The organism is Chromobacterium sp. CV08 (genome assembly GCF_051129845.1).
Taxonomy (GTDB): Bacteria; Pseudomonadota; Gammaproteobacteria; order Burkholderiales; family Chromobacteriaceae; genus Chromobacterium.
This window is the reverse complement of sequence record NZ_CP150453.1, coordinates 2,717,944-2,737,866: the sequence shown is the minus strand read 5'-3', so window position 1 is coordinate 2,737,866 and position 19,923 is coordinate 2,717,944. Positions and strand designations below refer to the sequence as shown.

The 19,923-nt window shown below is 65.0% G+C and carries 21 protein-coding genes; 8 read left to right on the top strand and 13 right to left on the bottom strand.

Features of this window, described 5'->3' with window-relative positions; all coding sequences use genetic code 11:
• Positions 1 to 29 precede the first annotated feature (29 nt).
• The 5 genes from WNM05_RS12840 to WNM05_RS12820 all read right to left on the bottom strand — a co-directional run bounded on the left by WNM05_RS12840 (position 30) and on the right by WNM05_RS12820 (position 5,784).
• Positions 30 to 560 carry a hypothetical protein gene (locus WNM05_RS12840; protein ID WP_434627175.1) on the bottom strand — a complete coding sequence of 177 codons (531 nt, stop codon included), beginning with the start codon at positions 558 to 560 and terminating at the stop codon, positions 30 to 32.
• 42 nt (positions 561 to 602) lie between these two features.
• Positions 603 to 1,415: a hypothetical protein gene (locus tag WNM05_RS12835; protein WP_434627173.1), complete on the bottom strand. Its 813-nt coding sequence runs from the start codon at positions 1,413 to 1,415 to the stop codon at positions 603 to 605.
• Positions 1,416 to 1,809: 394 nt separating this feature from the next.
• Positions 1,810 to 2,460: a response regulator gene (locus WNM05_RS12830; RefSeq protein WP_434627171.1), complete on the bottom strand. Its 651-nt coding sequence runs from the start codon at positions 2,458 to 2,460 to the stop codon at positions 1,810 to 1,812.
• Entirely contained in the window at positions 2,457 to 4,358 is a 1,902-nt protein-coding gene (locus tag WNM05_RS12825) for a type IV pili methyl-accepting chemotaxis transducer N-terminal domain-containing protein (RefSeq protein ID WP_434627169.1), read from the bottom strand. The genes WNM05_RS12830 and WNM05_RS12825 overlap by 4 nt, the downstream gene beginning before the upstream one ends.
• Before the next feature lie 184 nt (positions 4,359 to 4,542).
• A complete protein-coding gene (locus WNM05_RS12820) occupies positions 4,543 to 5,784 on the bottom strand; it encodes a type IV pili methyl-accepting chemotaxis transducer N-terminal domain-containing protein (protein ID WP_434627168.1) in 1,242 nt (413 codons plus the stop codon).
• Positions 5,785 to 5,934: 150 nt separating this feature from the next.
• Between WNM05_RS12820 and mobB the strand changes: the two genes are divergently transcribed.
• Both mobB and WNM05_RS12810 read left to right on the top strand, forming a co-directional pair.
• On the top strand, positions 5,935 to 6,441 hold the full coding sequence (gene mobB, locus WNM05_RS12815) for a molybdopterin-guanine dinucleotide biosynthesis protein B (protein ID WP_434627166.1): 507 nt from the start codon (positions 5,935 to 5,937) through the stop codon (positions 6,439 to 6,441).
• 158 nt (positions 6,442 to 6,599) lie between these two features.
• Positions 6,600 to 7,547, top strand: a complete 948-nt coding sequence (locus tag WNM05_RS12810; protein WP_434627164.1) for a DMT family transporter — start codon at positions 6,600 to 6,602, stop codon at positions 7,545 to 7,547.
• Positions 7,548 to 7,586: 39 nt separating this feature from the next.
• Here the strand turns inward: WNM05_RS12810 and WNM05_RS12805 are convergent, their stop codons facing one another.
• The 8 genes from WNM05_RS12805 to WNM05_RS12770 all read right to left on the bottom strand — a co-directional run bounded on the left by WNM05_RS12805 (position 7,587) and on the right by WNM05_RS12770 (position 14,737).
• Positions 7,587 to 8,156 (bottom strand): hypothetical protein, encoded by a 570-nt coding sequence (locus WNM05_RS12805; protein WP_434627162.1) that lies wholly within the window; start codon positions 8,154 to 8,156, stop codon positions 7,587 to 7,589.
• Positions 8,153 to 8,806, bottom strand: a complete 654-nt coding sequence (locus WNM05_RS12800) for a DUF484 family protein (protein WP_434627160.1) — start codon at positions 8,804 to 8,806, stop codon at positions 8,153 to 8,155. The genes WNM05_RS12805 and WNM05_RS12800 overlap by 4 nt, the downstream gene beginning before the upstream one ends.
• A gap of 54 nt (positions 8,807 to 8,860) precedes the next feature.
• Positions 8,861 to 9,691 (bottom strand): diaminopimelate epimerase, encoded by an 831-nt coding sequence (gene dapF / locus WNM05_RS12795; protein ID WP_434627158.1) that lies wholly within the window; start codon positions 9,689 to 9,691, stop codon positions 8,861 to 8,863.
• A gap of 109 nt (positions 9,692 to 9,800) precedes the next feature.
• Positions 9,801 to 10,586, bottom strand: a complete 786-nt coding sequence (locus WNM05_RS12790; RefSeq protein WP_434627156.1) for an anti-sigma factor family protein — start codon at positions 10,584 to 10,586, stop codon at positions 9,801 to 9,803.
• Entirely contained in the window at positions 10,583 to 11,053 is a 471-nt protein-coding gene (locus WNM05_RS12785; protein WP_434635150.1) for a sigma-70 family RNA polymerase sigma factor, read from the bottom strand. Before WNM05_RS12785 ends, WNM05_RS12790 begins: the two co-directional genes overlap by 4 nt.
• A 26-nt stretch (positions 11,054 to 11,079) precedes the next feature.
• On the bottom strand, positions 11,080 to 12,054 hold the full coding sequence (locus WNM05_RS12780; RefSeq protein WP_434627155.1) for a YncE family protein: 975 nt from the start codon (positions 12,052 to 12,054) through the stop codon (positions 11,080 to 11,082).
• A gap of 209 nt (positions 12,055 to 12,263) precedes the next feature.
• A complete protein-coding gene (locus WNM05_RS12775; RefSeq protein ID WP_434627153.1) occupies positions 12,264 to 12,824 on the bottom strand; it encodes a C40 family peptidase in 561 nt (186 codons plus the stop codon).
• Positions 12,821 to 14,737, bottom strand: a complete 1,917-nt coding sequence (locus WNM05_RS12770) for an ATP-binding cassette domain-containing protein (protein WP_434627151.1) — start codon at positions 14,735 to 14,737, stop codon at positions 12,821 to 12,823. The genes WNM05_RS12775 and WNM05_RS12770 overlap by 4 nt, the downstream gene beginning before the upstream one ends.
• A gap of 132 nt (positions 14,738 to 14,869) precedes the next feature.
• On the opposite strand from WNM05_RS12770, the gene WNM05_RS12765 reads away from it, so the two are divergent.
• The 6 genes from WNM05_RS12765 to purF all read left to right on the top strand — a co-directional run bounded on the left by WNM05_RS12765 (position 14,870) and on the right by purF (position 19,857).
• Positions 14,870 to 15,226 (top strand): hypothetical protein, encoded by a 357-nt coding sequence (locus tag WNM05_RS12765; RefSeq protein ID WP_434627149.1) that lies wholly within the window; start codon positions 14,870 to 14,872, stop codon positions 15,224 to 15,226.
• Positions 15,227 to 15,232: 6 nt separating this feature from the next.
• On the top strand, positions 15,233 to 15,694 hold the full coding sequence (locus tag WNM05_RS12760; RefSeq protein WP_434627148.1) for a protein YgfX: 462 nt from the start codon (positions 15,233 to 15,235) through the stop codon (positions 15,692 to 15,694).
• Positions 15,691 to 16,959, top strand: coding sequence for a bifunctional tetrahydrofolate synthase/dihydrofolate synthase (folC, locus tag WNM05_RS12755; RefSeq protein WP_434627147.1), 1,269 nt, complete (start codon positions 15,691 to 15,693; stop codon positions 16,957 to 16,959). The genes WNM05_RS12760 and folC overlap by 4 nt, the downstream gene beginning before the upstream one ends.
• A gap of 7 nt (positions 16,960 to 16,966) precedes the next feature.
• Complete coding sequence (locus WNM05_RS12750) at positions 16,967 to 17,710, top strand: SPOR domain-containing protein (protein WP_434627145.1); 744 nt, start codon at positions 16,967 to 16,969, stop codon at positions 17,708 to 17,710.
• 5 nt (positions 17,711 to 17,715) lie between these two features.
• The gene (locus tag WNM05_RS12745) at positions 17,716 to 18,231 is read left to right on the top strand and encodes a CvpA family protein (protein WP_434627143.1); all 516 of its coding nucleotides are present in this window, start codon (positions 17,716 to 17,718) and stop codon (positions 18,229 to 18,231) included.
• A gap of 96 nt (positions 18,232 to 18,327) precedes the next feature.
• A complete protein-coding gene (purF, locus tag WNM05_RS12740) occupies positions 18,328 to 19,857 on the top strand; it encodes an amidophosphoribosyltransferase (RefSeq protein WP_434627141.1) in 1,530 nt (509 codons plus the stop codon).
• The last annotated feature ends 66 nt before the right edge of the window (positions 19,858 to 19,923 follow it).

The following is a 19,923-nucleotide window of genomic DNA, read 5'->3' as shown; positions in this document are numbered from 1 at the left end:
TGCCGGAATTGTAGCGCATTATTATGTGCTTATTCGATGGTTGTGGTGGGTTTGCCATTAGGCAATCGCTTTATTTGTATGGTATGTGGGTGGTTGTTGCCTACTGAGCGATAAATGTCAACTATGTCAAATAGGGTTATCAGGTAAAGTCCTGCAGTTCTTTGGCGGTCTGAGCAGAAGAAAAAACCTATTAGATTTTTACTGTTCGGAAGGAAGGGAAGGAAGTGATGGCTATGAATAAACTGATTGCACAGTGCCGATACTGGCATTTCAGTGATTTTTGATTTTCTTAAGTCGTACTCTGAATCTTTGAAGTGAGTTGCGAAAGAGATGGGGTTTCCACGATAAGGAAATTCATGAACTGAGTATTTTTTTCTAGAGATGCTGTCGGAGACTTTCTTTGACTCAATTAATTTTCTGATTGAATAGAATCCAATGAATATTTCTTTCTCTACGGTGTAAAGATTCTTTTCGCCCCAGCGCGTTTGTATAAGTCTAAGTTCAAGCCTATTTGCAAGCTTGAGAAGATCGTCTTTCCAGTAGCTGGATTCGTGGATCATATGGTCCTTAGAAGCGAGTAACGGGGCGATTGCAGTGCCATGTTAGGCATCATCGTTGTAACTGTGATTGCGATAGTAGGCATTGAGCACTCTGGTGGCGGACGGAGATGCAAGGATGCTCTTTAGCCTCTCTGTGAACGGAACGATTGATTCATTGCCGTAACTGCCGATGTAGACATCCTCGTACTCCTCTGCTTCGTATAGTGGTTCCCAACGATGGAAGCCTTCGAACTCAAAAGTACACAGTAGTGCGAGCAGTCTTACTTGGAGTGTTACCGGAAGATGGTGACTTATTGAAATGACCCAGCGTTTTGGGGTTTCTGCGTTCTTTTCCGCTGCGAAGGTCTCTGCAACAGTAATTCCGGCTGAATTAAGAGCGGCCACGATTTCCTTGAACTGCGGATGCAGACGGTTTACTGCTATACGCCAATTGTCCAAAGGTGAAGGGATATTTGTCACCGGTAGGACGAGTTTTTCCCCATTGAACCCTCCAGCCTGGAATGACCGCTGAAGTTCCTGCACACTCGCGCTAATCGATTCAATTCGGGCATCTTGTTCGGTGTTTTTGTCGATTCTAATCACCTGGCTGCTGCTCTTGCTGAGGTACTCCGAATAGTAGGAGTCCTCCTGTAGCTCAGCTCGAAAACGCGTCTGCAGGAGAAAGATCGCAAGTAGGAAGATAGGAACATTCGCAATCGCCGCCGTAACGAGCGCATTTTGTATCCACCCATTGCCGCCGATGGTCGCGGCTGTGGCAAGAAACATCCCATTGACGACTACCAAGCCAGCTAGCCAAGCTGCGACTAGCTGGATGGGTTTGGTTACCTTATGCGGATGAATCTGTGGGTTTGCCATGCTGAGTATCTGCTTTTTCGATACCTAATTTGTAATTATCCACCCGAAATGTCGAGTGAGGATCGGAAAATCTTGAAGCATAAAAAATATGCTGTCAACATTATTTTATTTAAATCAGAATGATGATGGTGTGTTTCTTGTGGGGCCTAACGTTGGAAGAAACATGCCACCTGCCAGGCATGGCCATTCAACGCCGAACTCATGTGCGGCGGGTAGCCAAGTAGCGGGGCTTGGTGGGGCTGGCAATACCTGCTACTCGTCGTCGGTTTTGCGTTGAGGTCTGTTGTTGCATTGCTCGCGGGCATGGCCTTTGGCCAGCTCTGCTGCGGTCGGCGCATGCTCTGGTATGGGAATGGGGCGCGCCATCGCAGCAAATACCCCACCCGAGGCACCCTCAGACCTTGTCCAGCCCATGCTCGACCGCATAAACCGCCGCCTGCACCCGGCTGCTCAGCGACAGCTTGCGCAGGATGTTCTGCACGTGGACCTTGACCGTGCTCTCGGCCAGGTCCAGCGCGCGGGCGATTTCCTTGTTGCTGGCGCCTCGGGCCAGCCAGCCCAGCGTTTCGCGCTCGCGCGGCGTCAGCGCGTCGGCCTCGCTGGCCTTGGCCGCTTGCGGCTGGCGCAGGCGGGCCAGCAGCTTGGCGGTCATTTCCGGCGACAGCACGCTGTCGCCGTCGACCGCGCGGCGCACGCTGTCCAGCAGGAAGTCGGCGTTGATGTTCTTCAGCAGGTAGCCGCGGGCGCCGCCGCGCATGCATTCGGCCAGATCGTCGCCGTCCTCGGACACGGTCAGCATCAGCACCGCGATATCGGGACAGCCGCTCAATATCTGCAACAGCGCTTCGCGGCCGTTCATCACCGGCATGTCCAGGTCCAGCAGCACCACGTCGGGTTTCAGCAGCTCGGCCTGCTTGACGCCGTCCAGCCCGTCGGCGGCCTCGCCGACCACCAGAAAATCGTCCTGCCGCTGCAGCAGCGCCTTCAGGCCGCTGCGGAACAGCGTGTGGTCGTCGATCAACAGAATGCGTATCGCTTGTGTCATGCGCTGGTGCGCTCCTCTTTGGGCAGGGTCAGTTCCACCGTGGTGCCTTGTTGCGGCGCCGAACGGATCTGGATCCGACTGTGTATGCGGTTGGCCCGCTCTTGCATGATGGACACGCCGACATGGCGCGGGGCCTTGGCGGCGAGCTGGCCGGAATCGAAGCCGCGGCCGTTGTCGCGGATGCGCATGCTGAAACTGGCGGTGTTGTCGATTTCCACTTCCACCTCGCTGGCTTCGGCATGCTTGCGGATATTGGACAGCGCCTCCTGCAGGATGAAGAACACCTGCAACTGCTGTTGCGGGTCCAGCGGCTTGCCTTCGCCGCGCATCTGGAGCCGCGCCGGCACCCGGGTCTGCTGTTCGAAGCGCTGCAGCAGCGTGCGCACCGCTTCGGGAAACTCCTGCTGGCTGATGCGGGTGCGGAAGTTGAGCAGCAGCTCGCGCACGTCCTCGTAGCATTCCTGCACGCCGGCGCGGATGAAGGCCAGGTTCTCCCGCGCCAGTTCCTCTTCGCGCGAATTCATCGCTTCTTCCAGCATTTGCGCCTGCAGGTTGAGGAAGGACAGCGACTGGGCGATGCTGTCGTGCAGGCCCTGGGCCATCAGGTTGCGCTCCTCCGATACGGCGAACTGCCGCTCCACCGCGCCCAGCCGCTGGTTTTCGATGGCGACGCCGAGATGCTGGCCCAGGGTCTCGATCAGCATCTGCTCGGCCATGGACAGCACGCGCTTCTGACGGAAATACAGCGTGAAGATGCCGACATCCTCTCGCTGGTTGCGGATGTGGAACACGGCGATGGAGGCGAATCCGGCCTTGCGGCAGTGGCGGATTTCCTCGCCTTCCAGTTCGCCGATGTGGCGCAGCACGGCGAAGGGCTGCTGCATCGCTTCGCCGCAGTGGCAGGCGTCGTCGGGGATGCACTCCTCGCTCTGCGCCATGTCTTCGGGCAGCCCCTTCTGGACGATCTGATCCAGCTTGCCGCGCTCCGGGTCCACCAGCCTGGCGTTGGCCGCGTCGGCGCCGGTCAGCCGCATCAGCCTGTCGAGGAAGCCGCGGCAGGTTTCATCCAGCGCGCGCTGCTGGTGCAGGAAGGAGCTCATGTCGTACAAGGTCTTCAGGCGAAGATTCTGCTCCTCGACCTCGAATGTCTTCTGTCTGACCTTGCTTTCCAGATTCTGGTACAGATCCTGCATGCGGCAGGCCATCTGGTTGAAACCCGCGGCCAGCATGCCGAACTCGTCCTGCCGGTCCACCTTGATCCGGGTGTCCAGCTCGCCTTCGCGCAGCCGGCGTATCGCGTCGCTCAGCGCGCTTACAGGGTTGATCACCATCAGGAACAGCATGTAAGCCATGGTCACCGCGCCGGCCAGCGCCATCGCGATCAGCACCATCTGGAACATCCGCAGCAGATTGGTGTGCTTTTCGTTGTCGTGTTCCAACAGGCCGACCAGGCTGTCTATCTCGGCGACGAAGGCATGCAGCTGCTGTGCCGAAGGCCGGGTGTCGGCCGTCAGCAGCAGCGGGCGGATGTCGTTCCGCCATCGCGCCTCCAACAGTCTTTCCTGCTCGCGGATGTCGCGGTTGTCAGGCAGGAACAGCGGTCGTGCCGGATCGCCGTGCCTCAGCCGGGCCAGCGTCTGGTCGAAACCGCTTATCTCGTCGCGCAGCCGCGCCTCCGGCGCCCCGACGGACAGCAGGTAGGCGGCGCGGAAAGTGCGCATCCGCAGGCTGCCGACATCATTGATCGCCGCGGCGCCGCCTTCCAGCCGCCAGGACAGCGCCAGCGTGTAGCCTATCGAAACCAGCGCGACGCAAAGGACCAGCAGCGACAGCACCAGCAGCTTGCTGGCCAGGGTCCGGAAGCGGGGAAGCGAGGAGCGGATGTCGGGCATGGGCATGGTGGAATGACGGACGGAGGCGGCGGGGCGCGGCGTATCGGCCGCGACTTCTATTTTGATATTGACTGTCTTAACATAGCTTTTATCGACGGTCGAGACAATCCGCCAAAAGGAGAATGCCGGCCAGCGGTGTTCGAGCAGGCTCCAATGCCTCTCCGGAGACGGCGGCGGCTCGCCGCAGCCTTCAATCCTGCAGATGGCCGGCTCTCCGCGCTGTCGGCCGCTGGCTTTCCATCGCCATGCCGACATGGTGGCTCAAGGTCTGTATCAGCGTCTGCTCCGCTTCGGACAGGGTGCGCGGTTGGCGGAAATACAGGGCGAGGACGCCGATGTCGCCGTGGCCGCCGTCGATGGGGAAGCGCGCAAAGGAGGCGAGGCCGGCGCGCTGGCAGTGCGCGCGTTCGACTTCGTCGTCCTGCACAAGGCGCTGAGACGAGTTTTCGTCGCCGGCCGCGTGCTCGGCCGGCGGGTCGGGCAGGCCGAACTGGGCGATTGCTTCCAGCGTGCCGCGCTTGGCGTCGAGCAGCCGCAGGCTGGCGGCGTCGGCGCCGGTTTTTTCCATCAGGTGGCGGATGAAGCCCTGGCCGGTCTCCTCCGGCGGACGCGGCTGGTACAGGAAGGGGACCATGTCGTAAAGCGCTTGAAGGTGCAGGTTCTTTTCCTCCATCGCGCGGGTCTTGTCGCGTACCTGGGTTTCCAGATCATGGTAAAGGTCCTGCAGCCGGCCGGCCATCAGATTGACACCGGCGGCCAGCGAGCCGAATTCGTCGAGCTTGTCGAGCTTCACCCGCGTTTCCAGCTGACCGTCGCCGAGCCGGCCGACGGCCTGGTTCAACCGCTTCAGCGGACCGATCACTTGCCGCTGTTGCAGATAGACGATGGCCGCCGTGCCGGCCACCGCCGCCGCGATCAAGCTTGTCAGGCATAGGCGTAGCAGACGGGTGGTGTTTTGGTTGTCGCGCTCTACCAGACTGACCAGCCGGTCTATTTCCACGACGAAAGCCTGCACTTGCCGCAGCTGAGGACCGTCGGAGCCGGGTTGCAGCAATGGCCGAATCTGTTGGCTCCATTGCCGCTCTATCAGTCCTTCCTGGTTGCGCACGGTCGGATTGTCGGGCAGGAACAGCGGTCGCGCCGGATCGCCGTGGCGCAGGCGCAGCAGGATCTGGTCGAAGATGTCGATCTCGTTTTCCACTTGCTGGGCGGCCGCCTGGTCCGTTTGCAGATAACTGAGCCGGTAGCTGCGCATGCGCAGGCTGCCGACGTCGTTGATCGCCGCGGCGCCGCCCTCCAGTCTCCAGGACAGTATCAGCGCGTAGACGGTGAAGGCCAGAACCGTCGCCAGCGCCAGCAGGGACACGGCCAGCAGCTTGCCGGCCAGGCTGTGGAAACGGCCGGGGCTGGAGGACGGTTCGAACGGCGGCATGCTTTATCCTTTCGACGGATGGCCAGCGATGAGCGGACGCGGCACAATGCGGCAGGCGAGGGCGGCCTTAGTTGATTCTAGTTTTAACAATATGAAAATCACAAAATAGTGGCCGGCGAGTCCGGCGGCCACCGATGGGCGGGAGAGAAAATGCCAACAGTTCTGGGCATCTGCGGTTACTCAGGCAGCGGCAAGACCACCTTGCTGGAGGCGCTGTTGCCGGCGTTGGCCGCGAGGGGCGTCGCGGTATCGGTGATCAAGCACAGCCATCACGATATCGAACTGGACACGCCGGGCAAGGACAGCTTCCGCCACCGACAGGCCGGCGCCCGCGAGGTGATGGTGGTGTCGCCGCGTCGTTTCGGCCTGTTTGCCGAAACCGCGCGCGAGTTGACGCTGGACGAGCAGCTGGCTCGGCTGGCGCCTTGCGATCTGGTGCTGCTGGAAGGGCAGAAGACGCTGCCGCTGGCCAAGCTGGAAGTCTATCGGCCGGCGCTGGGCAAACCGGCGCTCCACGATGTCGATCCCGATGTGATCGCGGTGGCCTGCGACGCGCCGCTGCAGGCCGGCGTGCCGGTGCTGGACCTGAACGATCCGGAAGCGGTGGCGGACTTCATCGCCGGCTGGCTGGCCGGCGCTGTTGGCCGCGCGCCTTAAACGATATTGGGGTGGTCGTTGCCGGAAATGTTTGATAGTTGAAATTTAGTTCTTTAATTGCCGTATTTTGTGGATTTAATATGCCAAATATTGGCGATATTTGGACAATTGTTTTTCGGTAAATCGCTAAAATGGCGCAAATTGTTTCAAGAGTCGCCATGAAGCCCGCAATATCCCACCGAAACGCCTACATCCTGCTGACGCTGACCATGCTGATGTGGTCCACCAATTTCGTCATCGCCCGCGCGCTGCACGGCCTGATAGGCCCGTTCACGCTGGCCTTCGCCCGCTGGGGCATCGCGCTGTGCTGCCTGCTGCCGGTCGCGTTGCCGCGGCTGCGCCGCGAGTGGCCTGGCCTGCGTCGGCAATGGCGCCTGCTGGTGCTGCTCGGCCTGTTCGGCATAGGCCTGACCAATAGCTTCCTGTACTGGGCGGTGCGCACCACTACCGCGACCAACGCCGTCATCCTGAACAGCGCCACGCCGGTGATGGTCTTGCTGCTGGGCTCGCTGTATTTCCGCCAGCGTCTCAGCCGGCGGCAGTGGGGAGGCATGGCACTGGCCTTGTGCGGGGCCCTGCTGATCGTGCTCAAGGGCGATCCGCGCGCGTTGGCCGGTTTCCATTTCGGCGGCGGCGATCTCCTGGTGCTGGCCGGCGGCCTGAGCTGGGCGGCGTATACGCTGGGCCTGCGCAAGCTGAAGCCCGGAATCGATCCGCTGGTCTTGATGGCGACGCTGCTGCTGGTCGGAGAGTTGCTGCTGCTGGGACCGTTCGCCTGGGAGGCCGGCCGCTCGGGGTGGCCGTCGCTGGGCGGCGGCGCCTGGGCCAGCCTGATCTATCTGGGCCTGCTGCCGTCGGTGCTGGCCTATCTGATGTACAACCGCGCGGTGGCGGCGGTCGGCACCGCCAAGGCGGCCGGCTTCCTGTACCTGATGCCGGCTTTCGGCGCCTTGCAATCGATCCTGTTGCTGGGGGAGGAACTGCGCTGGTATCACGCGGCCGGGCTGGCCGCGATTTTCGGCGGCATCGCGCTCAGCTCGCTGATGCGCGCGCGGCCCGCGGCGGAGAGCGTTCCGCGGCCGTCGCCGGCGGTGGAGCGGGGCTGATAAAGAAACGGGACCGGCTTGCCGGTCCCGTTTTCCGTTTCAGGTGAAGTCCAGCAGCAGCGGCATCAGCCAGCGCTCCACGCCGGCCAGCAGCAGCGGCAGCAACAGGCACAGCGCGGCCCAGCTCGCCCACGGCGCGCGGCAGTCCTGCGCGCGGCGGATCGCCAGCAGCTGCAGAAGATAGGCCGCGTAGCCTATCGCCGCGGTCAGCGGCGGCGCCAGCACATAGACGGCCAGCGGCCGCCATTCCAGCCACGGCGACAGCCCGATTACGCCGATGTGCAGGGCCAGCTGGCTGCAGAACAGCGCCGCCAGGCGCGGATCCCGGCCCGGAAAGGCCAGCGCGCGCCGTTCCACCCGCATATTGGCCGGCACCCACATCGAGGCGGCCAGGCCGAGCCAGGCATAGGGGTAGAGGAAGGGGAGCAGCAGCGGCGCGATGGAGACCGGTTCAGGGTGGCGGTCCAGCAGCAGGGCCAGCACCAGATAGGCGGCTGCGAAGCAGGCGATGGCGCTGCCGTCGCGGCTGTGCGCCAGCCGCCAGCACAGGTGCAGAAAAAACAGGACGATGATCAGCAGCAGCAGGAAGCCTCCCGGCGTCGCCGTCATTGCGCCTCCAGCGCGGACAGCAGCGCGGCGGAGACCAGTTCGCCTATCTGGCTCAGATACTGGGTGTGCATGTCGAAGGTGAAGCGCTGGGCGTCGTCGCTGGCCAGCACCAGGATGCCGAAGGCCTGACCGTCGGAGCCGCGCAGCGCCACCTGGGCGAACGATTGGAGCACCGGTGTCGGCGGGAACCAGCTCAGCACCTCGTCGTTGACATAGGGGCCGCAATACGGGGCCGCCAGATTGCGCGCCAGCCCCTGCACCTCGCTTTGCGCGTTGTAGTGCTCGCCGGCGCCGTCGGCCGCCGGGTGCCACAGCCTCAGCGCCATGCGCTCCAGCTGGAATTCCTGGCGCAGGCTGCCCCGCAGCGCGGCGATGCGGGATTCCAGGCCGCGGGCGGCCAACTGTGCCAGCGTCAGCCGGTGCAGCTTGGCCAGGATGCGGTCGTTGTCCTGGCCGCGTTCCACCCACTGTTGCAGTTGCGCCTCGAGCTGACGGTTCTGGTCCTTCAATTCCAGCATCTGCCTTTCGACGAAGGACACCACCACGCGCTCGCCGTTCTGCGGGGAGGGCTGCAGGCCGTAGCGCGCCGCCACCTGCTGCAGCAGTTCGGGATGTTCGTCGAGAAAAGCCAGGACCTGTTCGCTGTGCATGTGCCGCGCCCTTTCCAATTGTGATGCAGAAACCCGTTGGTGTCGCCGACGGGCCTAAAGTTCGATTTCGCCGCGGAAAACGGTGACCGCCGGGCCGGTCATGATCACCGGACTGCCTTCGCCGGCCCACTCGATGACGATGTCGCCGCCGCGGGCGTGCACGGTGACGCGCGCGTCCAGCAGGCCCAGGCGGATGCCGCACACCGCCGCCGCGCAGGCGCCGGTGCCGCAGGCCAGCGTTTCGCCGGCGCCGCGCTCGTAGACGCGCAGTCGGATCTCGCCGCGGTTGACGATCTGCATGAAGCCGGCATTGACCCGCTGCGGGAAGGCCGGATGGCTCTCGATCTCGGGTCCGGTCTCGGCGACCGGCGCGTCGTCGACGTCGTCGACCAGTTGCACCGCGTGTGGATTGCCCATCGAGGCGATGCTGATCGTGACGGCGCGTCCGCCCAGCGGCAGCGGGTAGCTGAGGGCTTCGGCGTCGGCCAGGAAGGGCAGGTCGGCCGGCGCGAAGCGCGGCACGCCCATGTCGACCCTGACCTGGCCGTCGCCGAGGTATTCCGGCGCGATCACGCCGCGGGCGGTTTCCACCAGGATGCGGTCCTTGCCGGTCAGCGCCTCGTCCCGGACGAAGCGGGCGAAGCAGCGCGCGCCGTTGCCGCATTGCTCGACCTCGCCGCCGTCGTTGTTGAAGATGCGGTAGCGGAAATCATGGCCGGCCTCGCGGGCGGGCTCCACCAGCAGCAGCTGGTCGAAGCCTATGCCCAACTGGCGGTTGCCGAGCAGCCGTATCTGTTCCTGGCTGAGGGATACGGTCTGGCGCACGCCGTCGACGACCATGAAGTCGTTGCCCAGACCGTGCATCTTGCTGAATTTCAGTTTCATCGGTGTCGCGTGGCGATGCTTTGTGGATGGGGCAGCTTAGCACAGCCTTTCGAGCGATACATCTGCCGGAGCGCGCCCACTCCGCGGGCCGGCGGAGCGGGCGCGCCGCTCAGCCGGCGGCCAGCTGGCGCTGGGCGAGCTGCGCCAGGTCGGCCAGCCGCTCGCGCGGCAGACCGGCGGATAGCGCGTACCCCTGGCCCTGGTCCCACCAGTAGTAAACATTCACCGGGCCCTGGCTGGCGAAATGAAAGCCCCTTTCCGCCCGCGGACTGACGCCGTTCGCCACGTACAGCGTCACGCGCAATCCGGACGCGTCGTGGTACATGAACTGCGCGACGGGCCCCTGATCGCCTGGCAGCAGGCGCCCGCCTATCAGCTCGTAGCCGGCCGCGGCCAGGCGCGGCGGCTTGATCTGGCTGCGCATGCGCTGCGAAAGCCAGGACACCATCTGCGCTTCCTGGTCCGCGCCGATCTCGACCGGGCGCTGGATATCCGGGCTGTAGACCACGTGCGCCATCGCGGCTTGCCTTGGGAGACTGTCCGTCGGCGCGCTTGCCGCCACGGCGGGGCGGTCGGCCTGATAGGCCAGCCGCCCGTACCAGCCGCCTCCCAGGCCCAGCGCGAACACCAGGCCGGCTGCCAGGCCCTGGCCCCACCAGGCCGGCGCGGCGCGGCGCGCGAGCGGCCTGGCCGCGTCCAGCAGGCGAGCCGGCACCGGTTCGCGTCCGGGCAACGCCCAGAGTTCGCGCAGCGCCTCGTCCTGGCGTCGCCATTGCTCCAGTTGCCGCGCGGCGTCCGGATGCCGCTCAAGCCAGGCTTCCAGCGCTTCGGCCTCGCTCGGGCTCAACTCTCCATCCAGATAGGCTTGCAGCTTATCCGCGTTCGGCTCGGTCATGGCTCCATGCCTCCCTGTTCCATCATCAATTGGCGCAGCCGTTCCCGGCCGCGGTGCAAGCGCGACATCACGGTTCCCGCCGGCACGCCGAGCATGCCGGCCACGTCCTGGTAGCGCATTTCCTCGACCACCACCAGCAGCAGTACTTCTCTTTGCTCGTCCGGCAGCCGGTTCAGGACGCGGCCGAGATCGCGCATCCGCGATTCGCGCTCATGGCAGGGCGGCACGGCCAGCCTTTCCCATTCCGCGTCGGACAGCTCGGTCGGCGGCCTGGCGCGCCGGACGTGATCGACATGCCGGTTGTGCAGGATGCTGAACAACCAGGGACGGATGTCCGATCCGGGCCGCCATTGCCGCCAGTTGCGCCAGGCCGATTCCAGCGCGTCCTGCACCAGGTCGTCCGCGGCCGCCGGATTTCGCTCCAAGACCCGCGCGTAGCGGCGCAGCCGGTCCAGATTGTCCAGCAGCAGTTGGTGAAACCGGCGCTCCGGGGTCAGTTGGCCGATGGCTTGATCTCCCGGACGATGCCGCGCGTGGCCAGATTCAGCTCCGCCAAGCTCAGATCCTCGTTCAGCACCCAGGCCTTTCGGCTGTCGCGGCTGAAACTGATGGCCTGGCGGGGGCCGGACAGGCCGCCGATCTCGGCGGCGGGCCTGAAGTCCGGCAGCGTGACCTCGGTCAGGGATCCGCTTTTCAGATTGCCGGCGTACAAGGCCTTGCCGTCGGGTCGCAGCGCAGCGCCGTACGGTTCGCGGCCGACGGGAACGGTGGCCGTGATGCGACCCGTTTTCGTGTCCACCCGGGCCAGCGTGTCCGCGCCGCTGTTGGCCGCGTACAGGGTGCCGCCGTCGGCGGACACCGATATCGCGCGTATCTTGTCGAAACCGCCTATCTCCCGGCGCAGGGTCAGCGTCGCGGTGTCCACCACGCTCAGTTTGTCGCTGCGGAAGTTGGTGACATAGAGATCGGCGCCGTCGGGGGACAGTTTGACGCCTTGGCGCGGGCCGGAGAAGCCGGTGATCACCTTGAGCACCCGCCATTCGGCCAGATCCACCACGCTGACGGTGTTGGCGGCCTGGTTGTTCACGTACAGGCGGGCGCCCGCGCGGTCGATGGCGCTGCCGAACGCGCCCGGTCCCAGCGCCAGGCTGGCTTCCAGCTTCAGCGTGCCGGCATTCCAGCGCTCGAGCACGCCCTTGCTGCTGTCCGTCACGTAAATGCGCTGCCCGTCCGGCGAAAACACGATGTTGCGCGGCGTGACGAAGCCGGGGAGCGTGGCCGTGAGCCTGCCGCTGACCAGATCGTATACCTTTAGCTCGGCGGTCCGGCTGTTGCCGGCGATCGCGACGCTCTCGTCCGGGCTGACCGCCAGCGTATTGTTGTGGATGTCGGCGTCGAAGGGCTGGGCCGCAGCCGACCGGGCGACGGTCCACAATAGCGAGGCGGCCAATAAGAGGATTTTTTGCATATTCGCTTCCACTGGTGATTCGGGGTGTCGATCAGGGCGGGACCGCTGACCGGGCTGGAGAAGGAGCGGCATGTCGAATCTCGCTCCCACCAGGGTATACGAGGCGGCGAGGGGAAATATTCCCGAGGCGGGAAGATTTTTTGCGGGAGGGGCCGCCCGCCGGACGAAGGCCGGCGGGCAGGGCGGGGAGCGGGGCGCCCCGCGCGCGCTCAGGCGCGCAGCACGGTGCGCGCGCCCTCGTAGCGCGGCGCGAAGTAGACGTTGTCCAGCCGGGCGACGCGTATCGTGCTGTTGGTGCGCGGCGCGTGGACGAATTTGCCGTCGCCGATGAACAGGCCCATGTGCGAGAACGGCCGGTTCATCGTGTTGAAGAAGACCAGGTCGCCGACCTGCATCTGGCTGTCCGGAATCGGCCTGGCCAGCGCGGCGATGCGGGCGGCGTTGTGCGGCAGCTTGATGCCGACCGCGTTCTGGTAGATGTAGCTGACCATGCCGCTGCAATCGAGTCCGGCCTCCGGATTGCTGCCGCCGAACTGATAGCCGCCGTCCAGCAGGCCTATCGTGTACAGCAGGATTTCGCGGCCGTTGCCGTCGGCGCTGATGCCCGACAGCGAGGTGTCGCCGGACGGCCTGCCGGGCCGGGGGCGTTGGCTGGTCTTCACCGGCGTGGTGCCGCAGGCCGCCAGCAGGGCGGCGAGGCCGGCCATCGCCGCGCCTTGCAGCAGCTGGCGGCGGACGGCGCCGCCTTCGCTCAGCTTGGTTTCGCTCATTGTTGCTTGGACTCCAGTTCTTCCCAGCGGGCCAGCTTCTCCAGCAGCAATTCGTCGATCTGGTCGATGCGCTGCTGCCAGGCGATGGCCTCCTTGGGCGCGTCGCGGTAGCAATTGGGATCGAGCAGGCGCTGGTTCAGCTCGGCCTGCTCCGCTTCCAGGGCGGAGATCTGGTCCGGCAGCGCGGCCAGCTCGCGCCCCTCATTGTAGGACAGCTTGTTACGGGCCGCCTTCGGTTTATCCTGCCGTGCTGCCGGCTGGACCGGGGCCGCCTCCCTGGGCTTGTTGTCGGCGCCGCCCAGCGCGGCCATCCGTTTCCGGGTGTCCTGCCAGTCCTGGTAGCCGCCCGGATATTCCTCCAGCCTGCCGTCTCCCTCGAAGGCGATGACCTGGGTCACCACATTGTCGAGGAAGGCCCGGTCGTGACTGACCAGGAACACGGTGCCGGAGTATTGGGCGATCACTTCCTCCAATAGTTCCAGCGTGTCGATGTCGAGGTCGTTGGTCGGCTCGTCCAGCACCAGCACATTGGCCGGGCGGGTGAACAGCCGGGCCAGCAGCAGCCGGTTGCGTTCCCCGCCCGACAGCGAGCGCACCGGGCTGCGGGCGCGCTGCGGCGAGAAGAGGAAATCCTCCAGGTAGCTCATCACGTGCTTTCTGACGCCGCCGATCTCGACGAAGTCGTTGCCCTGGCTGATGATGTCGGCGACGCTGGTCTCCTCGTCCAGTTGTTCGCGGAACTGGTCGAAATAGGCGATTTCCAGCTTGGTGCCCTGTTTGACGGCGCCGGCGTCCGGCTGCAGCTCGCCCAGGATCAGCTTCAGCAGCGTGGTCTTCCCGGCGCCGTTGGGCCCGATCAGGCCTATCTTGTCGCCGCGCAGGATGCGGGTGGTGAAGTCGCGGATCAGCGTCTTGCCGTCGAAGCCCTTGTCGACGTGCTCGAGTTCCGCGACCAGCTTGCCGGAGCGCTCGCCGGCATCCAGCTGGAAATTCACCTGGCCGACGCGCTCGCGTCGGGAGGCGCGTTCGCGGCGTATCGCCTCCAGCCGGCGCACGCGGCCCTCGTTGCGGGTGCGGCGCGCCTCTATGCCCTTGCGTATCCACACCTCTTCCTGGGCGTGGAACTTGTCGAACACGCGGTTCTGCTCCTCCTCTATCGCCAACTCCTCGGCCTTGCGGACCTGGTAGGCGGAGAAACTACCCGGATAGCTGCGCAGTACGCCGCGATCGAGCTCGACGATGCGGCTGGCGACATTGTCCAGGAAGCGGCGGTCGTGGGTGATCAGGAGCACGCTGCCGGCGAAATTCTTGATCAGGCCTTCCAGCCATTCGATGGCGGCGACGTCGAGGTGGTTGGTCGGCTCGTCCAGCAGCAGCACGTCGGGCTTGGACGCCAGCGCGCGCGCCAGCGCCACCCGTTTTTTCCAGCCGCCCGACAGTTCGCCGACGAGCACCTCGGCGTCCAGGCCAAGGTGGCTCAGCGTCGACGAGATCAGCGCGTCGAACTGCCAGCCGCCGCGCGCCTCCAACTGGTGCTGGATGTCTTCCATCCGCGCCAGCGCCCGCTCGTGGTCGGCGTCCGGCTGGGTCAGCTGCTGGGTGACCTTGTGATAGTCGGTCAGCAGCGCTTTCAAGTCGCCCAGGCCTTCGGCCACGGCTTCGAACACGCTGTGGCCGGGATCGAATTCCGGCTCCTGCGGCACATAGGCCACCTTGACGTCGCCCTTGACGTTGATGCGGCCGTCGTCCAGCTGCACCGCGCCGGCTATGCTCTTCAGCAGCGACGATTTGCCTGCGCCGTTGCGGCCTATCAGTCCGACCGCCTCGCCCGGTTCCAGGGCGAAATCGACGTTGTCCAGCAGGGCGTGGTGTCCGAAGGCGAGGCAGGCTTTCTCGACGGTAATCAGGGCCATGTTCTGTGTGTCTTGCTAAATGAGGAAAACGGCGGCCAGTTTACCACGGAGGCCTTGCTGCCGGACGGGTCGCCTAGCCGCGGACGGGCTGCTACAATGCGCGCCGAATCTTCCTTTGCGAAAGGCCCCGCCATGTATTTCGTCGACCGCGCCGTCGCCGTCATCAAGCCGAAACAACCGTTCCTCGATTGGCTGAACCAGCTGCCGGACACCGATATGGTCGATCTGACGCTGGACAGCCTGCGCAGCGACTGCACCGCCATCCTGCTGCCCGAGTTCGTCGAACCGGAGGAGGGCGTCGCCCACATCGACGAAATCAGCGAGCAGCTGTTCAAGATGGAACTTGCCTCCTGGGACGAGGACGAAGGCCTGTGGCCGGCGGATTTGTCGCTGAAGGCGTTCTGGGAATGGTTCGACGTGGAAATCCATTCGACGGTGATCGACAGCGTCGACGCCGACATCTCCAACCTGCCCGCCGCCGAGCTGTAGGCGGACATGAGCCGGGACCGGGCCCTGCTGCAGCCGTTCGCCGTGCCCTTGAGGCCGTCGCGGGCATGGCTGGCCCTGGTTCTGGCCGCATATGCGGGCTACGCGGCGGCGCTGCTGGCCTGTCTGCCGCCGGCGTACGCGATCAGCCTGCCGGCGGCGGCCTGGTTCGGCTGGCGCGCGCTGCGGGCCGATGGCTGGTGGCGGCGCGACGCGCCGGACCGGCTGGAGGTCGATCCGCAGGGCCGTTTGTTCCTGTGCCGCGGCGGTGAGCGGCAGGCGGCGGAACCGCTGGACGACTGTTTCGTCACGCCGCTGCTGACCGTGCTGAACGCCAGCGCCGACGGACGGCGGCTCAGCGTGATGCTGTGGCCGGACTCGTCCGGCGCCGAATCGCGCCGGCTGCTGCGGGCCTATCTGCTGTGGTTCCATCCGCCGCAGCCCACCGATGATACGGAAACCCCACGATGACCTTGAGAAAGACACTGGACGACTGGCTGCGCTGGCAGGAAGGGCTGCATGTCAGCGCGATAGACATGGGGTTGGAGCGCGTGGCCAGGGTGCGCGACGCGATGGGCCTGAGGCCGCATTGCCCGGTCATCATGGTGGCCGGCACCAACGGCAAGGGCTCCACCTGCGCGATGCTGTCCAGCATGCTGCACGCCGCCGGCTTCAAGGTCGGCACCTACACCTCGCCGCACATCCTGCGCTACAACGAGCGCATCGCCATCGATCTGAAGCCGGCGTCCGATGCGCGCATCATCGCCAGCTTCGAGGCGATAGACGCCGCCCGCGGCGACATCTCGCTGACCTATTTCGAGTTCGGCACGCTGGCCGCGGTGCACAGCTTCGTCGCCGAGAAGGTCGACGTCATCGTGCTGGAAGTGGGCCTGGGCGGCCGGCTGGACGCCGTCAACATCTTCGAGCCCGACGTGTCGGTGGTGGTCAGCGTCGATCTGGACCACCAGGCGATACTCGGCAACGACCGCGAGGACATCGGCTTCGAGAAGGCCGGCATCTACCGCGCGGGCAAGCCGGCGATCTGCGTCGATCCGGAGCCGCCGCAAAGGCTGCTGGATCACGCCTTGGCCATCGGCGCCGATCTGAAGCTGTACGGACGCGATTTCGGCTATTCCCGGATGGACAACCAGTGGTCGTTCCGCTATGGCGACCATCAGCGCCACGCGCTGCCGATTCCGGCGCTGCGCGGCGGCTACCAGATGATGAACGCCTGCGGCGCGCTGGCGGCGCTGGAGGCGATCAAGGACAAGCTGCCGGTCGGCATTGGCGCCGTCAAGCAGGGCCTGGTGCAGGTCGAGTGGCCGGGCCGCTTCCAGGTGCTGCCGGGCCGGCCGACGGTGGTGCTGGACGTCGGCCACAATCCGCACGCGGTGAAGGCGATGACGGCGGCGTTGAAGCAGCTGCCGTATGCCGAGACCCGTTACGCGGTGTTTTCCATGCTGGCCGACAAGGACATGGAGGCGGTGGTCGAATTGGCGCGCGGCGAATTCGACCGCTGGCTGGTCGCCGGCCTGGAGATGCCGCGCGGCCAGAGCGGTGAAACCATCGCCGCCGCGCTGGCCGCGGCGGGCATCGCCGACGTCCAGGCTTTCGATCGCGTCGCCGACGCATGGTCGGCCGCCTTATCGCAGGCCGGCGACAATGATAGAATCGTCGTTTTCGGGTCTTTCCACACCGTAGCCGAAGTACTGGAAGCCCGGCGTCACCCGGTTTGAGGAATGCATGGCACTGTCCAGCCACGATGAACTGATATTGCTGAGAAAGCGCGCCCGCCGCCGTCTGGTCGGCGCGATTGTGCTGGTTTCGATTGCCACCGTCGTCCTGTGGAACGTCGTCGGCCATCTGCCGGAGCAGCAGATGAAGCCCGAGTCCATCGAGATCATGGGCGAGACCTCGGCGCCCGCCGCCTCGGCACCGGCCGCCAAGCGCGCCGCCTCGCAGGCCGTGGCCGAGGCGCCGCAGGCGCCGGCCACCGACCTGCCGGCCAATCTGTCCACGATCACCGCGCCGCCGCCGGCCGAGCGCGAAGCCGCCAAACCGGTCGAGAAGCCGGCCCCGGCGCCCGCCGTCGTCGAGGCGCGGCCGAAGCCGGAACCCAAACCGGAAGCCAAGCCCGAGCCGCGGCGCAAGACCGAGGAGGCCAAGCCCGCGCCCAAGCCGCGCAAGGCCGACCCGGCGGCGATACTCGAAGGCCGCGTCGACCCGGACAGCCACGCCTCCGGCGGCGAGCAGGCCCATGGCAAGTCCATCATCCAGCTGGCGGCGCTGTCCGATCCGGCCAAGGTGGAGGCGCTGCGCGCCAAGCTCGCCGGCATCGGCGTGACCGCGCACTTCTCCAAGGTCGAGACCAGCAAGGGCGAGGTCACCCGCGTCCGCGTCGGTCCGTTCGCCAGCCAGGCCGAGGCGCAGCATGCGCTGCAGAAGCTTTCCCGCGCCGGCGTCAGCGGCATCATCATCAATAAGTAGCCGTCATGACCGCATTCGACTATATCGCTATTGCCGTCGTCGCCGGTTCGGTGCTGATGGCCTTGATGCGCGGCCTGATCGCCGAAGTGCTGTCGCTGGGCTCGTGGCTGATCGCCTTCTGGTGCGCCAAGCAGTTTTCGCCGCTGGTCACGGAATTCCTGCCGGCCAGCCTGCCGGGCGAGGGCGTGCGCACGGTCGCCGGCTTCGTGCTGGTCTTTTTCCTGGTCTGGCTGGCCACTGCGCTGTTGCGGGTGACGCTGACCGGACTGGTGGACAGCATAGGCCTGGGCGCGGTCAACCGCTTGTTCGGCGCGGTGTTCGGCCTGGCGCGCGGCGTGGTGCTGGTCACCGTGCTGGTGCTGCTGGGCGGCTTGAGCAGCCTGCCGCAGAAACCGATGTGGAGGAACGCCGTGCTGGCGGCGCCGTTCGAATCGCTGGCCTTGTCATTAAGGCCATGGCTGCCGCCGACACTGGCGGACAATTTGCACTACGACTCTCCCGGCCAGGCGCCGGACAGTTAGGTGAGAAAGGCGGAATCTCTTGATATCTTCACTTCGAGATTCCGCCTTTTTCTTTTGTCATTCCGTTTTCAGGTAGTTGGATAGAGGGCTTTCAAGATGTGTGGAATTCTAGGCGTGGTCGGCCAGTCGCCGGTCAATCAGCTGCTGTACGACGGCTTGCAGGTGCTGCAGCACCGCGGGCAGGACGCGGCCGGCATCGTTACCGCCAATGGCAAGACCTTTCACATGCACAAGGGCAGCGGCATGGTGCGCGACGTGTTCCGCACCCGCAATATGCGCTCGCTGCTGGGCAATGCCGGCATCGCCCACGTGCGTTATCCGACCGCCGGCTCCGCATCCTGCCTGGCCGAGGCGCAGCCGTTCTACGTCAATTCGCCGTTCGGCATCGTGCTGGCGCATAACGGCAATCTGACCAATACCGATGAGCTGAAGGCGAGCATGTTCCGCCACGACCTCAGGCACATCAACACCAACTCGGACTCCGAGGTGCTGCTGAACGTGTTCGCCCACGAAGTGGCCCAGCGGGTGACGGGCCACGAACTGACGGTGGACGCGGTGTTCGGCGCGGTGGAAGCGGTGCATCGCCGCGTGCGCGGCGCCTATGCCGTGGTGGCGATGATAGCCGGCTTCGGCCTGGTGGCCTTCCGCGATCCGAACGGCATCCGGCCGCTGGTGATGGGCTGCACCGATTCCGGCGGCAAGACCGAATACATGTTCGCGTCCGAGTCGGTGGCGCTGGATTGCTCCGGCTTCACGCTGCTGCGCGACGTGCAGCCGGGCGAATGCGTCTACGTCACCTTCGACGGCGACATGCACAGCCAGATCTGCGCGGAGAACACCCGGCTGGCCCCCTGCCTGTTCGAATACGTCTATTTCGCCCGGCCGGATTCGGTGATAGACGGCGTTTCGGTCTATCAGTCGCGGCTGAACATGGGCGAGGCGCTGGCCGACAAGATCCGCCGCGACCTGCCGGGCCTGGACATCGACGTGGTGATCCCGATTCCCGACTCCAGCCGCCAGAGCGCGTTGCAGCTGGCCAACGCGCTGGGCCTGCCGTACCGCGAGGGCTTCATCAAGAACCGCTACATCGGCCGCACCTTCATCATGCCGGGCCAGGCGGTGCGCAAGAAGTCGGTGCGTCAGAAGCTGAATCCGGTGCCGCTGGAGTTCGCCGGCCGCAATGTGCTGCTGGTCGACGATTCCATCGTCCGCGGCACCACGTCCAAGGAAATCGTGCAGATGGCGCGCGACTCCGGCGCCAAGAACGTCTATTTCGCCTCCGCGGCCCCGGCGGTGCGCTTCCCCAATGTCTACGGCATCGACATGCCGACCCGCGCGGAATTGCTGGCCACCGGCCGCGACGAGGCCGAGATCGCGCGCGAGATCGGCGCCGACGCGGTGATCTACCAGGACCTGGGCGCGCTGCAGGACGCGGTGCGCAGCGTCAACCGCGAACTGCACGCCTTCGAAAGCTCCTGCTTCGACGGCGAGTACATCACCGGCGACATCACCGAGGCCTATCTGGACGCCATCGAGTGCGCGCGACTGGACCTGAAGAGCGGCGACGGCGGCAGCGAGCACATGATCGATCTGAATCTGAACGTGGCCGAGCAGAATCTGATCTGATCCGCCCGGCGGCCTGAACTATCGTTAAGAAGTTCCGGCAGCCCAGGCGCCAACGGGGGCGTTCCG

Excerpts from the sequence above, each read along its gene's own strand:
- WNM05_RS12835 (WP_434627173.1), bottom strand. The coding sequence starts at position 1,415 with ATGGCAAACCCACAGATTCATCCGCATAAGGTAACCAAACCCATCCAG.
- WNM05_RS12750 (WP_434627145.1), top strand. The coding sequence starts at position 16,967 with ATGGCACTGTCCAGCCACGATGAACTGATATTGCTGAGAAAGCGCGCC.
- WNM05_RS12825 (WP_434627169.1), bottom strand. The coding sequence starts at position 4,358 with ATGCCCATGCCCGACATCCGCTCCTCGCTTCCCCGCTTCCGGACCCTG.
- WNM05_RS12800 (WP_434627160.1), bottom strand. The coding sequence starts at position 8,806 with ATGCACAGCGAACAGGTCCTGGCTTTTCTCGACGAACATCCCGAACTG.
- WNM05_RS12840 (WP_434627175.1), bottom strand. The coding sequence starts at position 560 with ATGATCCACGAATCCAGCTACTGGAAAGACGATCTTCTCAAGCTTGCA.
- folC (WP_434627147.1), top strand. The coding sequence starts at position 15,691 with ATGACCTTGAGAAAGACACTGGACGACTGGCTGCGCTGGCAGGAAGGG.
- WNM05_RS12780 (WP_434627155.1), bottom strand. The coding sequence starts at position 12,054 with ATGCAAAAAATCCTCTTATTGGCCGCCTCGCTATTGTGGACCGTCGCC.
- WNM05_RS12770 (WP_434627151.1), bottom strand. The coding sequence starts at position 14,737 with ATGGCCCTGATTACCGTCGAGAAAGCCTGCCTCGCCTTCGGACACCAC.
- WNM05_RS12760 (WP_434627148.1), top strand. The coding sequence starts at position 15,233 with ATGAGCCGGGACCGGGCCCTGCTGCAGCCGTTCGCCGTGCCCTTGAGG.
- dapF (WP_434627158.1), bottom strand. The coding sequence starts at position 9,691 with ATGAAACTGAAATTCAGCAAGATGCACGGTCTGGGCAACGACTTCATG.
- WNM05_RS12745 (WP_434627143.1), top strand. The coding sequence starts at position 17,716 with ATGACCGCATTCGACTATATCGCTATTGCCGTCGTCGCCGGTTCGGTG.
- mobB (WP_434627166.1), top strand. The coding sequence starts at position 5,935 with ATGCCAACAGTTCTGGGCATCTGCGGTTACTCAGGCAGCGGCAAGACC.
- WNM05_RS12830 (WP_434627171.1), bottom strand. The coding sequence starts at position 2,460 with ATGACACAAGCGATACGCATTCTGTTGATCGACGACCACACGCTGTTC.
- WNM05_RS12805 (WP_434627162.1), bottom strand. The coding sequence starts at position 8,156 with ATGACGGCGACGCCGGGAGGCTTCCTGCTGCTGCTGATCATCGTCCTG.
- WNM05_RS12790 (WP_434627156.1), bottom strand. The coding sequence starts at position 10,586 with ATGACCGAGCCGAACGCGGATAAGCTGCAAGCCTATCTGGATGGAGAG.
- purF (WP_434627141.1), top strand. The coding sequence starts at position 18,328 with ATGTGTGGAATTCTAGGCGTGGTCGGCCAGTCGCCGGTCAATCAGCTG.
- WNM05_RS12810 (WP_434627164.1), top strand. The coding sequence starts at position 6,600 with ATGAAGCCCGCAATATCCCACCGAAACGCCTACATCCTGCTGACGCTG.
- WNM05_RS12775 (WP_434627153.1), bottom strand. The coding sequence starts at position 12,824 with ATGAGCGAAACCAAGCTGAGCGAAGGCGGCGCCGTCCGCCGCCAGCTG.
- WNM05_RS12765 (WP_434627149.1), top strand. The coding sequence starts at position 14,870 with ATGTATTTCGTCGACCGCGCCGTCGCCGTCATCAAGCCGAAACAACCG.
- WNM05_RS12820 (WP_434627168.1), bottom strand. The coding sequence starts at position 5,784 with ATGCCGCCGTTCGAACCGTCCTCCAGCCCCGGCCGTTTCCACAGCCTG.